The sequence below is a fragment of the Streptomyces sp. NBC_01197 genome (assembly GCF_036010505.1).
In the GTDB taxonomy this organism is placed as follows: Bacteria; Actinomycetota; Actinomycetes; order Streptomycetales; family Streptomycetaceae; genus Streptomyces.
Map to the genome: position 1 here is coordinate 2,636,160 of NZ_CP108569.1, position 13,292 is coordinate 2,649,451.

At 71.2% G+C, this 13,292-nt stretch carries 10 protein-coding genes and 1 pseudogene; 1 reads left to right on the forward strand and 10 read right to left on the reverse strand.

Going from position 1 to position 13,292, the window contains the following annotated elements:
• Positions 1 to 55: 55 nt before the first annotated feature.
• Positions 56 to 4,077, reverse strand: a pseudogene (eccCa, locus tag OG452_RS11850) (type VII secretion protein EccCa).
• A gap of 1,038 nt (positions 4,078 to 5,115) precedes the next feature.
• Here eccCa and OG452_RS11855 point away from each other — a divergent pair.
• Complete coding sequence (locus OG452_RS11855) at positions 5,116 to 6,033, forward strand: hypothetical protein (RefSeq protein ID WP_327295590.1); 918 nt, start codon at positions 5,116 to 5,118, stop codon at positions 6,031 to 6,033.
• A 23-nt stretch (positions 6,034 to 6,056) separates the two neighbouring features.
• Here OG452_RS11855 and OG452_RS11860 read toward each other — a convergent pair whose 3' ends face one another.
• The 9 genes from OG452_RS11860 to OG452_RS11900 all read right to left on the reverse strand — a co-directional run bounded on the left by OG452_RS11860 (position 6,057) and on the right by OG452_RS11900 (position 13,246).
• Entirely contained in the window at positions 6,057 to 6,929 is an 873-nt protein-coding gene (locus OG452_RS11860) for a DMT family transporter (protein WP_327295591.1), read from the reverse strand.
• 331 nt (positions 6,930 to 7,260) lie between these two features.
• Positions 7,261 to 7,905 (reverse strand): OmpA family protein, encoded by a 645-nt coding sequence (locus OG452_RS11865; protein ID WP_327295592.1) that lies wholly within the window; start codon positions 7,903 to 7,905, stop codon positions 7,261 to 7,263.
• A 3-nt stretch (positions 7,906 to 7,908) separates the two neighbouring features.
• Entirely contained in the window at positions 7,909 to 8,502 is a 594-nt protein-coding gene (locus OG452_RS11870) for a hypothetical protein (protein WP_327295593.1), read from the reverse strand.
• A 13-nt stretch (positions 8,503 to 8,515) separates the two neighbouring features.
• Complete coding sequence (locus tag OG452_RS11875; RefSeq protein WP_327299595.1) at positions 8,516 to 9,124, reverse strand: pilus assembly protein TadG-related protein; 609 nt, start codon at positions 9,122 to 9,124, stop codon at positions 8,516 to 8,518.
• The gene (locus tag OG452_RS11880) at positions 9,121 to 9,348 is read right to left on the reverse strand and encodes a hypothetical protein (protein WP_327299596.1); all 228 of its coding nucleotides are present in this window, start codon (positions 9,346 to 9,348) and stop codon (positions 9,121 to 9,123) included. Before OG452_RS11880 ends, OG452_RS11875 begins: the two co-directional genes overlap by 4 nt.
• Positions 9,349 to 9,710: 362 nt before the next feature.
• Positions 9,711 to 10,601, reverse strand: a complete 891-nt coding sequence (locus OG452_RS11885; RefSeq protein ID WP_327295594.1) for a DUF5936 domain-containing protein — start codon at positions 10,599 to 10,601, stop codon at positions 9,711 to 9,713.
• A gap of 18 nt (positions 10,602 to 10,619) precedes the next feature.
• A complete protein-coding gene (locus OG452_RS11890) occupies positions 10,620 to 11,558 on the reverse strand; it encodes a type II secretion system F family protein (RefSeq protein WP_327295595.1) in 939 nt (312 codons plus the stop codon).
• A gap of 9 nt (positions 11,559 to 11,567) precedes the next feature.
• Positions 11,568 to 12,905 (reverse strand): CpaF family protein, encoded by a 1,338-nt coding sequence (locus OG452_RS11895; protein ID WP_327295596.1) that lies wholly within the window; start codon positions 12,903 to 12,905, stop codon positions 11,568 to 11,570.
• A complete protein-coding gene (locus OG452_RS11900) occupies positions 12,902 to 13,246 on the reverse strand; it encodes a TadE/TadG family type IV pilus assembly protein (protein WP_327295597.1) in 345 nt (114 codons plus the stop codon). The genes OG452_RS11895 and OG452_RS11900 overlap by 4 nt, the downstream gene beginning before the upstream one ends.
• Positions 13,247 to 13,292: the final 46 nt, after the last annotated feature.

Sequence of the window (13,292 nt, forward strand, 5' to 3'; positions counted from 1 at the left end):
CCGTTACCTGTCACCACGGGCTCCGGAGCCGTACGCCCCGGAGCCCCTCAGCCCTCTACTTCGCCACTTCCCGATCCACCCCTTCGTCGCGCAGCGCCGTCTGCACCTGCACGGTGCTGCGGCGCGTGATGTACAGACCGCGTCCGGGCGGGAGCAGCCGCGGCTTCGTGCCGGTGATGATCTGCCCCTCGGTGGGCGGGCAGGACAGCTGGAGCACCGGGGTGTTGGCCTCGATGAGGCGGCGCAGCAGCTGGTCGGTCATCATCGAGCGGGACGCGCCGTTGGCGCTGCGGGCCACGATGACGTGCAGCCCCACCTCGGCGCCCTGTGCGAGATACGGCAGCAGCGGGGCGAACGGGTCGGGTCCGCCGCTGCCGATCAGCTCGTAGTCGTCGATGACGACGAACAGCCGCAGCCCCTTCCACCAGTCGCGCTTCGCCAGCCGCTCCGGTGAGATCTCCGGGCCCGGCACCCGGTCGGCAATGGCGCGCGCCGAGCCGCTGACCATCTCCTGGAGCTGGGCCGGGCCGACGGCGTACCCGAGGCGGTGCGCCTCCGGTACGGCGCCCGCGAGGCGGCGGCGGTAGTCGGTGACCATGACACGGGCCTCGCCGGGCTCGTACCGCCGGGTGACCGCCGCGCAGATCAGCGCCAGCAGGTTGGTCTTGCCGGACTCGGCGTCGCCGACCACGACCAGGTGCGGGTTCTCCTCGAAGTCGTGCCGGAAGGGGTCCAGTTGGACGTCCCGGAGGCCGATCGGGACGCGCAGGTCACCGTCCGGTCCGGGCAGTTCGGACGCGGGCAGGGCGAGCGGCAGCATCCGTACCGGCGGTGCCTTGGGCCCGTCCCACCCGGCGGCCGTCTCGCGGACCAGCGCGTCCACTCCGTCCGAGAGGGTCTCGGCCGAGGGGTCTCCGTCGATACGGGGCAGCGCGGCCAGGAAGTGCAGCCGCTCGTCTGTGAGCCCGCGGCCGGGGATCTTCGGCACGGTCGCCGCGGCACGCATGTTGATCGCGGAGTCGACCGGGTCACCGAGCCGCAGCTCGAAGCGGGTGCCGAGCTGGTCGCGCAGGGCGCTGCCGATCTCGCCCCAGCGGGTCGCGGCGATGATCAGGTGGACGCCGAAGTTGAGCCCGCGGGACGCGATGAGGGTGAAGGTCGGCACCAGGTCCATGAAGTCCTGGAGGATCGTGCTCCAGCCGTCGACGACGAGGAAGACGTCGCCGTACGCGTCGTCGGCGAACTCACCGGCCGCGCGCTTGCGCCGGAAGTCCGCCATGGAGCCCAGGCCGTGCTCGGCGAACTGGCGCTCGCGCCGGGCGATCAGCGCGGTGATCTCGGCGACCGTGCGCAGCAGCCGCTCCGGGTCGAGGCGGCCGGTGACGCCGCCGACGTGCGGGAGTCCGGAGAGCGCGGAGAGTCCGCCGCCCCCCCCAGGTCCAGGCAGTAGAACTGCACCTCGCGCGGGGTGTGGGTGCGGGCGATCGCGGTGATGAGCGTACGGACGAGGGTGCTCTTGCCGCTCTGCGGGCCACCGGCGATACCGACGTGCCCGCCCGCACCGGAGAGATCGGCGGTCAGCTCGTCGCGCCGCTGGTCGAACGGCCGGTCCACGATGCCGACCGGCACGGTGAGCGGGCGTCGCGCTTCGGGAGAGCCGGGCGCGGGCAGCAGCAGGTCGAGTGTGGGCGGTTCGGCGAGCGGGGGCAGCCACACCTGGTGGGCGTGCGGGCCGGACTTCTCCAGCTGCTCGACGGCGATGGTGAGCAGGCTGCCGGTGGCCTCATCGGCCGCAGCCGTCTCGGCGGCCGCGCCGCCCGGCTCAAGTTCGCTCTGCGGCAGTTGCCGTGGCGGGACCCAGCCCGCCTGGAACGGCACGACCTGTCCGGCGACGACCGCCTGGCGTACCGCGGGGCGGACGACCCGGTAGGGCCCGGAGACGAAGGCGGCCTTGAACCGGGTGAGCGTGCCGACGTCGTTCTTCAGCAGGCCGCTGCCCGGCTGCGGCGGCAGCTCGTACGCGTCCGGGACACCGAGCACGCCACGGCTCTCCATCGCGGAGAACGTCCGCAGCCCCACCCGGTAGGAGAGATGCGACTCCAGCTGGTGGATACGGCCTTCGTCGAGCCGCTGCGAGGCGAGCAGCAGATGCACGCCGAGGCTCCGGCCGAGCCGTCCGATCACGACGAAGAGGTCGAGGAAGTCCCGGTGGGCGGCGCGGAGTTCACTGAACTCGTCGACCACCACGAACAGCGTGGGGAGCGGCGCGAGGTCGGCGCCGCCTTCGCGGGCCTTCTCGTACTCAAGGAGCGAGGCGTAGTTGCCCGCCTTGCGCAGGAGTTCCTGGCGGCGCATCAGTTCGCCGTGCAGGGCGTCGCGCATCCGGTCCACCAGCGCGGTCTCGTCGGCGAGGTTGGTGATGACGGCTGAGGTGTGCGGCAGCCGCTCGAGGCCGAGGAAGGTCGCGCCGCCCTTGAAGTCGACGAGTACGAAGTTGAGCGTCTCGGACGAGTGGGTGAGCGCGAGGCCGAGCACCAGGGTACGCAGCAGCTCGGACTTCCCGGAGCCGGTGGCGCCGATGAGCATGCCGTGCGGGCCCATGCCGCCCTGCGCCGACTCCTTGATGTCCAGGGCCACTTGGCTGCCGTCGGCGGCCAGGCCGATCGGTACGCGCAGCCGGTCGCCGGGGGCGCGCCGCTCGTGCAGCCGTACGAGGTCGGCGGAGTGCAGATCGTGGATGCCGAGCAGACCGGTCAGCTCCATGTCCTCCTGGAGCGGCTGCTCGGAGCGGGCGGTGGCGCCCAGCCGGTACGGGGCCACGGCCGCCGCCAGTGCGCGCGCGGCGCGCGGGCCGAGGGTCTCGGGGCGGCCCACGGACGTCTCAACGGTCTTGCCGTCCGGGTCGGTGGTGACCATCGACAGGTCGTCGCGGGTGACGCGGAAGCGGAGTGTGCCACGTGCGGATGCGCCGTCGAGGGCCCCGCGGACGTCGATGACCAGGGCGTTGCGGTACCCGGCTCCGGCGATGCGCGCCCCGGCGGGGACCGAGGCGGTGTCCAGGACGATGACGGTGTACGGCTCGTCACGGCTCGGTTCGGCGCCCGGCTCGAACGCCGGGCGCCCGCCGAACTCCTCGCCCAGCAGCGGCTCCAGTTCGGATACGGCTTCGGCGACGAGGCGGGAGGAGCCGGCGCCGTCGGTGTCGGACGGGTGCTGGGCGTGCGGGAGCCACTTCACCCACTCCCAGTCCGGGATCGCACCGCCGTCGGCGACGACCACGACGGCGAGATCCTCCGGGGCGTGCAGGACGGCGAGCTGTCCGACCATGGCGCGGGCGGCGCCGCGGGCGGTCTCCAGGTTCCGCTCGGCCGTCGCGGTCCGGTCCGCGCCATGGGCTTCCTCACCCGCTTTGCCGGCGGACAGCAGGACCACCCGGGCGAAGGAGCGCATCCGTACCGCGATCGGCTGCCCCGGCACCGTCGAGTACGCCCGGATGAAGCGGCGCAGCGCGTGTGCGCAGAGCGGTTCGAGGTCTTCGACGGGCTTGGTGGAGAGCGGATTGAGGGTGAGCGCGAGCTGACGGGTGCCGGTGGCGACCCGGATCTCGGCGAAGTCCTCATGGGTGGTGCGGCGCTCCCAGAGCCGCCCGCCGCGCACCAGTGAGACGAGTGAGCCGGGCTCGGGGTGGTGCCAGGCATCGGCACGCCGCTGCTCGTCGATGGCCTTGCGGATACGGCGGCGGCTGGTGGCGAGGTAGCGCAGGTAGTCACGTCGTTCGCCGCGCAGCCGGCGCTTGCGGTCCCCGGCCGCGCGGATGAACTGGCTGATCAGCATACCGACCGCGGACAGCAGCATCATCCCGATGGCGACCCACATGAGGATGCCGCTGCTCTCGCCGGGTCTGATGAAGATCAGTACCATGCCGAGCGAGCTGAGTGCCATGGGCAGATAGGTGATGACCCCGCTCATGGCGCTCTGGGACTCGGGCAGCGCGGGTGGTTCCTGGAGGGTCAGCTCGCCCTGCGGCAGCTGCGGGCCCGGCCGGCGCGGCGGGCGCCTGAACGTGACGGTGCTCAAGAGGGCAGGGCCTTCCTGGTCCAAGGAGACTGGGTTGAATTACCTGTGGGTTGACGGACGGATAAGAAACTCGGGGTCGTCCCGGTGTCGGCGCCGAGCGGGCCCGACGCGCACCGGGCACAGCTCATGGGCACCCTGCGCAATCTGCGGTTCACCCGCAACAGCCTGGAGTCCGTCAGGACGCTGCTGTCCGAACGGCACGGGCAGGCCATGGTCGAGGCAGGAATTCCGCAGCAGTACCGGGGGCGTGAAGGCGGCCGTCGCCGGGTGGGAACACAGCGTGGGCTCCCCCTGGTCGAAGAGCTTCCTGCCGCTGCTGGCCGGGACGTTCGGCGTGGATCTGACCGTGCACACCCCGCCGTCGGAGACGAATCCGGGCGGGTCGGACCGGTTCCGGCCGCCGCCGGGGGGCGGTGCGCCGCTCTCCGTACACCTGCACCGGAACGGCTCACACTTCGACGGAACGACGGAGCCGTCCGCCGCCCGCCGGCAGACCGACTCGTCCCATGCCCCGAACAGCTCGCCGGCCGCCCCGCTCCACACCCAGCACTCCGGCCCGCCGACGGGCCCGGCACACACTCCCACGCTCCGGCCCGCGCCCACCCCGACGCTCAGGCCCACCTCCCAGTACGCGACCCGGCGCCCGAGCCCGGGGCCGCCGAGAAGACCGCCCCGCCGACAGCCGAGAAATCCGCGCAGGCCGAGAAGGCCGCGCCGGCTGCGGAACCTGCTCCGGCAGCGGCTCCGGAAGAAGCCACGGCCACGCCCACCACGGCGCCGGAAACCACGGCCACCCCCGCCACCGAACCCGCCACCGCGACCGCCGCGGCCACAACCTCCCGGGGGATACCGGCGCTCACCTCCGTACTGGGCACCCTCACCCGGAGCCGTACCCGTACCCGTACCTCCACCGAGTCCACCGCCGCCCTGAGCGCCGCAGGTGGGAACGGCCCCGGGGGCACCAGTGCGGAGGACGATGATTCGACACCCGGAAAGGTCTCCCGGCCGATGGTCGCGGCTGCCGCGACTGGAAGCGTGGTGCTGCTTTCCCTCCCGTTCGTCGTCGCCTCGTTCACCGGCGGGGACGGCCCCAAGCACAACACCGGAAACGCCGCCGCCGGATACACCGATCCCGGCGCCGGGGCGGACGGCTACGTACCGCAGTCCGACTCCTCCAAGGCGCCGCTGGGCAAGAGCGGCTCGAAGGGCCCGGGCACATCCGGCCCGGTGGGCGGCGTGAACGCTCCGCCCATCCACGAAGCCGCGTCGGCGGACACCGCCGGCGGCCCCGGGAGCACCAAGACGGACGGACATTCCTCGAAGAGCACGACCGGATCGGACTCCTCCACGGGCAAGGGGAAGATCGACACGAAGACGGACTCCTCGTCGGGCAGCGGCGCCGCCAACACGCCGGAAAAGGCGCCGTCCTCACCCAAGGTGCTCTACTCCGCGATCGGCGGAATGCACTGCTCCAACAGTTCTGTCACCTACACCGAACGCGGCAAGTACACCGACGACCAGAAGGGCTGGACCACCCACGACGGCTCGTACGCCTCAGGCGGCTGCGAGGGCTGGTACCGCTCGATTCCCATGTCGGGTGACTCCAGCGACAGTGACAACAGCGCGGTGTGGAACTTCCGGACCGGTGACGTGAAGTCCGGCAGTTGCAAGGTCAGCGTCTACATACCGAACGACAGCAACGTCGGACACGTCGGCAGCCAGCCCACGTATTACACCGTCCACGACGGCACGAGCACCGCGGGCGACACTCAGCTCGGCCATTTCACGATCACGCAGGTGAGCCACCGCGGCGAGTGGATCGCGGCCCCCTCGTACCGGATCAACTCGGGCGTGCTGAGCGTCAAGCTGCACGACCGCGGCGACGACTGGAGTTCGTCGGCACGCGAGAACGCGCACAACGCCGCGGCGGCCATCAAGGTGGAGTGCACCGAGTAACGCGCAACGGTACGGCCCGCCGTTCACTTCACTCGGGACGGCGGGCCGGTGCTGCCAGAGGCCAGCGGTGACCGGGCCAGCTCGACGCAGCCCAGGCCGACCAGGCCGAGCGCGGCCAGTTCCGGCACCAGCCACCAGCCGGTCCGCAGGGTCTCGCCGAACAGGGTCACTCCGTACAGGATGCTGATGAGCGCGTCGCCGAGGGTGAGCATCGGCTGGACGGCGACCAGGGTGCCCGCCTGGAGGGCGTTCTGCAGCAGGAAGAGCGCGCCCACGCCGGCCGCGGCCGTTCCGTAGAGCTGCCAGGCCTTGAGGAGTTCGACCCATCCGCCGGCATCGCCGAGCCGCGCCATGGCGTCCTTCATGAGTGCGGCGGTCAGGGCGTAGCCGCAGGCGGCGGCCAGTCCGAGTAGGGCCCCCCGGGGGTTGCCGCGCGTCTTGAGGGCCACGCCGATCAGGACCACCTCGAAGATCCCGGTGAGGATCAGCGCCGGGATCCACCGCAGCCCGTCCACGGTCTCGTCACCGCCGCCCGGAGCCGCCGTGGCCATTCCGAGGGCGAGGCCCACGGTGACGGCCGCCACGCCGTACCAGATGGTGTGGGGCAGCCGTACGCGCAGGAGGTGACCGGCGAGCAGCAGGGTCGCGGGCAGTTCGATGACGAAGATCGGCTGCACCACGGCGATAGGCCCGGTGGCCAGCGCGACGGCCTGGCAGACGGCCGCGACGATCACCAGGCCGACCCCGGCCAGCCACACCCGCTGGCGGATCAGGTGCCCGAAGAGGGATACGTGCATCGCCTCGTCGTCGGGCACCTTCGCGGCGGCACGGCGCTGGAACACGGAAGCGGCGCCGTTACTGAGCGCGGTGAGCACGGCGAAAAGGACACTGATCACCGGTCCATGATGAGGGCCGGGGTATACGAAACGGGGATCTCCCCGGCACGGGCCGCGCCGCCGCCGTCCCGGGCACGCACGGGCACAGGCACGGACACGGGCACAGGCGCTGACCCGGCCCTGGAGCGCGGGGGCCCGGCCCCACCCCCGTAGGCGCAGGACCCCCGCACGACACGGTTCGCCCGCCCAGGAACGCACGTCCATAACCGCGCGCCCCGGATCGCGCACCCCGGAGCCGAATGGCCTCGCGACACAGTGCCCGCACGCCGGTACACGGGGCAACCGAATTCGGCCACCAGCAGAAGCTGTTGCTGCATCGTCTCCGGCGGAGCTACGAGCCGGAGCCGGACCCGGGCCCGGGCTTCTCGCCGCGGGGGAAGGAGATCTCGACCCGGCGGTTCTTCGTACGGCCCTCCTCGGTGGCGTTCGAGGCGATCGGGTAGTCCTCGCTGTATCCGCGGATGTCGAACGTGACGTCGGAGCCGAGCGACTTGGCCAGCTCCTCCTGCACGGCGTCGGCGCGCCGCTTGGAGAGGACCTTGCCGTGCTCGTACGAGCCGAGGTCGTCCGTGAACCCGAAGACCCGGACCTTGGTGGCGTGCTGGGCCAGGGCTTCGTCCGCAATGGCCTTGATGCGCGCCCTGGCCTCCGGATTGAGCTTGGGGCTGTCCTTGGGGAAGAGGACTTCGGCCTGGAGCGCGAACGTCACATCGGCGTTGGTGTCCTCACGGCGTTCCTCACCACCGAGGTCCTCGACGACGGACTTGATGTCGAGGACGTGGGAGGCGGCGAGCGTCGCTCCGTCGCCGAGCCGCAGCCCGGGGGCGGCCGGGTCGATCGTGGGCGGTGGCGAGGACGTCGTACTGTCCGGGGGCGCGCTGGGGCTGGGCCCGGCGGCCTGCGCCCCGGTGACGGTCAGCCCGGTGAGCAGGAGGGCGGCGGCGAGGATGGCCGCGGGGCGGCGTGGTCGTCTCATCGGTCACTGCCCGTCGGAGATGTCGATGGTGGCGGGAGGCATGTCGCCGATCTGGAACTCCACGGACTTGGTGCTGGCGGGCGGGGCGGGGAACTGGGCGTAGAACGGCTTCTCCTCGTCCGCCTGGATGCCGCCGCTGAACTTCGTGCAGAGGCAGCGGCCGTCGGTGTCCCGCAGGATGAGGTACTTCTTCTTGCCCGCCTGGTCGACCAGTGCGGCCCCGGCCATAGACGTGGAGTTGGCGGCCAGCTCCTTCTCGTCCCCCGCCCAGCTGGGTTCGAGCCAGTACTTGCCGCTTCCGTTCTTCACCGTTCCGCTGACGGTGAGGAACCCACCGGTGTCGCGCACCGCCGATGTGATGGTCAGGGTGATGTCAGCGCCGCCCTTGACCTGCGCCAGGGTCTTGTCGGCAGACACGGACGGAGCGGGCTGCGCGGTGTTGCCGCTCCCCTTCGCACCGGCCGCAGGGGACGACGCGCTCCCCTTGTCCGTACCTCCGCCGTCGCCTCCGCAGCCCGCCACGGTGAACGCCAGACCCGCTGCGACTGCCACGGTGGCCAGCGCCCTGCGGGCCTTCAAGGTGCGACGCATACTCATCTACTACTCATCCTCACTCGGCCAGGCGGACGGCGAACAGGTCCTTCGGCTGCGGCAGTTCAATTGTGTCGAGCTTTTTCGGGTCGATCTCCCAGTGCCGGCGGCCACAGTCGAATTCGACGAGCGCCAGGTCGCCGGAGGGCGTGACGGAGCAGCGCGGCTCGATCACCGCGACGGCGTGGGCCTTGGCGTGCCTGCCCTCCGTCCCGGGGATGACGGACTTGCCGACGGTGAACCGGGTGGTGACGCTCGCCTCGAAGGCGGGGTACCCCTTGACCGTCGTCGGCGCGAGCCCGTCGAGGGTGGCGTCGTTGTCGCCCGCGAGCCGGGCCGCCGCGGCACTCCCCGTACCGGCGACAGGGTGGTCGCCGAGAAGCCAGCCCGCCCATGCGTCCTTCTGGCCCAGCGAACCGGTCAGGCCGTCGGCCATCTGGTTCCGGACGTCCTGGGCCGCCGCGAGCGCTGCCGCGTCCGCGGCCGACTGGGCACCATTGCGGGCCTCGGCGGCTTGCGCGAAGGCGAAATAGGCGAAGGCCAGAAAGAGCAGCCCGCTCACCACGACCACGTAGATGAGGATGGTCTGGCCCCCGTCGCCCCCGGCTCGGGGCGTCCCCGCCCTCAGCCCCCGGTGATGGAGTTGACGGCGGTACCGATCGCCTTCGAGATGATGTTCTGCAGCCCCAGCCCCCGCACCGCCACCACGATCAGCGCCACGATCACCAGCAGCCCGCCGTACTCCACGATGCTCGCGCCGCTGTCGCCCGCGCGCCTGTGCATCCGGGAGACGACCGTGTCGCGCCAGGTGCCGAGTGCCAGATACGCCTTGAGCGTGATGTCCTTCGCCATGCTCTGCCCCTTCGGGAACGTACGACTCCGTGTCTGCGGCAGGGCTGCCGTACGCGGCACCCCGCCTCCCCTCACCGCGCGGGAATTCAGCCATGGCGGCCGGACTCCCGTGCGGACGTTCCCAGCCATACCGCTCTCGCCGTACGGCTGTTGGTGCTGGTTCGGGTGACGCTGGCAACGGCGAAACGCTGGTCGCTCGCGCCGGAGGCGGTGCGGTGCATGACCTCCGCCTCCCTCGGACTCGGCCCGAAGTCATATCCCTGGGGAGAGGGTGGCACAAAGGGTTGCGGCCTCGAAGCAGCTGACGGAAAGTGGCCGGATCCCACCCTCCGTATCAACGGCGCCCACCGCGGTGTCATCGCTCAGTTCCCGAACAGCGAACCGAAGTCGGTGGTGGAGCCCAGGAACATGTTCGTCACGATCAGGATGAGCGTCGCCGGGACCATGGTGATCAGCGTGACCACTGTGGCCTGCGGGATCGCCTTCGCCGCCCGGCGGCGGGAGTTCTGGGCGTCGGTGCGGCGCATGTCATTGGCGATCTGTATGAGGGTCTCCGCGATCGGCGCGCCCAGCTCCTCGCCCTGCTGGAGTGCGCTGACGAACTGCGAGACCTGCTCGGACTCGTTGCGCCTGCGCAGTTCGTCGAACGCCTGGCGGCGACTGACACCCATGTCCATCTGGCGCAGTGTGATGCGCAGTTCGTCGGCCCAGGGCCCCTCGTACCTCTCGGCGACCCGTTCCAGCGCCTGCCGGAAGCCGAGGCCCGCGCTGACGACCACGGCGAGGACGTCGAGGAAGTCGGGCAGGGTCCGCTCGATGATGTCCTTGCGCTTGCGGATGGCCTGCCAGATCGTCGCGTCGGCGGCGAACCCCCCGTAGGCGAAGGCGAAGACAGCGAAGAACCAGCTGCCGTTGGTGAGCAGCGCGAGACCCGCGAGGCCGCCGAAGATGCCGTACACCGCGCGACGGGCCGCATAGCGGTCGACGGTCAGGCCGCCCGGGTTGCCCGCCGAGTCGATCCTGCGGCGCTTCTTCTCCACCGCCCTGGGGCCCATCGCCCTGAGCACGGCGGGCGCGAAGCGCATCCCGGCCCGGTCGACCGCCGCCTCGGCGCCGCCAACGCGGGTGGCGCCGACTTCGAGTGCGACGGCGAGATCGCTGGGGACCTTCACATCGGAGCGGTACATCCTGACACCCAGGAACATCCCGGCGACGGCCGCGCCGAGTACGAGGGCGAGCACCAGTCCCACCATGGCTGTCGTCCCGTTCCCTCAGACTTCGATCTTGCCGAGGCGCCGCATACCGATGAACCCGACGGCGTACAGGGCGAGCGCGACGAGCACGGCCGCCTGGCCGAGCGGGTGGCCGGTCATCCGGGCCAGCGAGCCGGAGTCCATCGAGTTGAGCATGATCATGGCGCCCACGCCGAGCAGCGGCAGGGTGTACGCGGTGGCGTTGACCTCGGAGAGCATCGTCACGACCTCCCGCCTGGTCTCCTTGCGCTCCTCCAGCGTCCCGGTGAGGTTGCGCAGGCTGCCGACCACCGTGCCGCCCGCGCGGTTGGAGAGGACCAGGGTGGTGACGAGGACGACCAGTTCCCGGGAGGGCAGCCGGGCGGCCAGCTCGCCCAGGGTCTCGTCGATCGACCTGCCCAGCGCCAGCTGTGCGGTGACCGTCGCCAGTTCCTCGCCCGCGGGCGCCTCCAGCTCCTCCGCCGCCATGCCAAGGGCGGTACGGAGAGCGAGCCCGGCCGCGGTCGCGTTGGCCAGGATCCTGGACAGCTCGGGGAGCTGGTTGATGAACGCCTCGATGCGCTTCTGGCGCTGCCAGTTGAGGAAGGTGTTGCCCGCCCACAGCGCGACCAGGCCGGCGACCGGGCCGAAGAACGGGGCCAGCGCCGCGGAGGCGACCAGCCAGAGTGCGGCGACTCCCCCGATGACGTACACGGCGAACTCGCCCGCCGTCAGATCCAGGCCGGTCGCGGCCAGGCGCAGCTGGAGCCGCTTGCCGAAGGCCGTCCCGCGGAGTCTGCGGTCGACCCCGCCGAAGCGGCGGACACGCAGCCCCTCCGGGTGCGGTCCGCTGTACGAGAGCCGGTCGACCAGGGCTTCGCGCTGGGCCTTCCCCCTGGCGTACACATGGACACCGGCGACGGCGAGCACACCGCAGAGCAGCGTGCCGCCGATCGCCAGCAGAGCGGTGTTGGTCATGGTGCTGCCCTACCTCGCCTCTCTCGTGTTGAGCGGGTCGACGCCTTCCACCACGCCGAACGCGGGCGGCAGCGCCTCATTCGCGAGGTACAGCCGCTCCGCGATCCTGCGCGGCAGCGGCAGATGCTCGAACCGGCCGTGCACGACCCGGTCCGCGGTCATCGGCTGCGCGCGGAACCGCGAGACCGTGGAGATCTGGAAACGCTCGCGCCCGTGACTGACGAGCAGCACCAGCTCGCTGACCTTGCGGGAGCCGTCGGCGTGCCGGGCGAGCTGGACGATGACATCGACCGCGCTGTTGATCTGGTCGCGCAGCGCCTCGAAGGGGATCTCCACCTCGGACATGGAACCCAGGGTCTGGAGCCGCATCAGCGCGTCCTCGGCGCTGTTGGAGTGCACGGTGGCGAGCGAGCCGTCGTGTCCTGTCGACATCGCCTGGAGCATGTCGAGCGTCTCGCCGCCGCGCACCTCGCCGACGATGATCCGGTCGGGGCGCATCCGCAGCGAGTTGCGGACGAGGTCGCGGATGGTGATCTGGCCGTTGCCCTCGACGTTGGCCGGCCGGGTCTCCAGGCGTACGACATGGGCCTGCTGGAGCTGGAGTTCGGCCGCGTCCTCGACGGTGATGATGCGCTCGTGGTCGGGGATGAGACCGGAGAGCGCGTTGAGGAGGGTGGTCTTGCCCGATCCGGTGCCCCCGGAGACGATCACGTTGAAGCGGGCCCGGACGAACGCGGAGAGCAGTAGCAGCATCTGCTCGTCCAGCGTGCCGAGCGCGATCAGCTCCTGGAGGCGGTACGCGCGGGGGAAGCGGCGGATGGTGAGGGTGGGGCCGGTCAGGGAGAGCGGCGGGATGATGACGTTGACGCGTTCGCCGGACGGCAGGCGGGCGTCGACCATCGGATTGGACTCGTCCACCCGGCGGTTGACGGTCGACACGATGCGCTCGATGGTCTGCATCAGCTGCTCGGTCGAGGCGAAGCGCATCGGGAGCTGCTCGACGCGTCCGGCCCGTTCCACGAAGATCGAGTCGGGGCCGTTGACCATGATCTCGGTGATGGAGGCGTCTTCGAGCAGCGGTTCCAGTACGCCGAGGCCGAGCGCTTCGTCCACGACCCGGCGGATCAGCTGGGAGCGTTCGGCGGTGGAGAGTACGGGGCCCTCGCGGCTGATGATGTGGCCGAGTACACGCTCCAGCCTGGCGCGCCGGTCGGCGGCGGCCAGCGAGGACATCTCGGCGAGGTCGATCTCCTCCAGGAGCTTGGCACGGTAGACGGCGACCTGATGGCCGTCCTCCCGGCCGCCGCCGTGTTCCTCGGGGGCGGCGATGCGGGCCCGCAGACTCATGGTGCCTCCCTGTCGTTCCCGGCTGTGGCACTGGCGGCTGTGGTGTCGTTCGGCATGGTGACGGTGCGGTGGACCGGGCCGAAGAGGTGGAAGCCCGGCAGCACGGACGGGACGGCGATGGTGGCGGTCGCGCTCACGGTGTCGCCGCCGCGGATGCTGACGGTGGTGTCGCCCTGGAGCCAGCCGGACACGGCGTCCTGTCCGGCGGCGCGCCCCGTACCGGCCTCCAGGGCTTCGGTGCGGGCGGCGGCGCGGGCCGCCGTGCCTGCCTGGTTGGCGGTGTAGCCGACGATGCCGAGCTGGATGGCTGCCATGCCGATGAAGAGGAGGATCGGGAGCATCCCGGTGAATTCGAGGATGGCGGTGCCACGGTCGTCGCGGCGTCGG

Coding starts and splice junctions, on each gene's coding strand:
- OG452_RS11900 (WP_327295597.1), bottom strand. CDS start 13,246: ATGCTCCCGATCCTCCTCTTCATCGGCATGGCAGCCATCCAGCTCGGC.
- OG452_RS11865 (WP_327295592.1), bottom strand. CDS start 7,905: ATGAGACGACCACGCCGCCCCGCGGCCATCCTCGCCGCCGCCCTCCTG.
- OG452_RS11870 (WP_327295593.1), bottom strand. CDS start 8,502: ATGAGTATGCGTCGCACCTTGAAGGCCCGCAGGGCGCTGGCCACCGTG.
- OG452_RS11885 (WP_327295594.1), bottom strand. CDS start 10,601: ATGGTGGGACTGGTGCTCGCCCTCGTACTCGGCGCGGCCGTCGCCGGG.
- OG452_RS11880 (WP_327299596.1), bottom strand. CDS start 9,348: ATGGCGAAGGACATCACGCTCAAGGCGTATCTGGCACTCGGCACCTGG.
- OG452_RS11890 (WP_327295595.1), bottom strand. CDS start 11,558: ATGACCAACACCGCTCTGCTGGCGATCGGCGGCACGCTGCTCTGCGGT.
- OG452_RS11895 (WP_327295596.1), bottom strand. CDS start 12,905: ATGAGTCTGCGGGCCCGCATCGCCGCCCCCGAGGAACACGGCGGCGGC.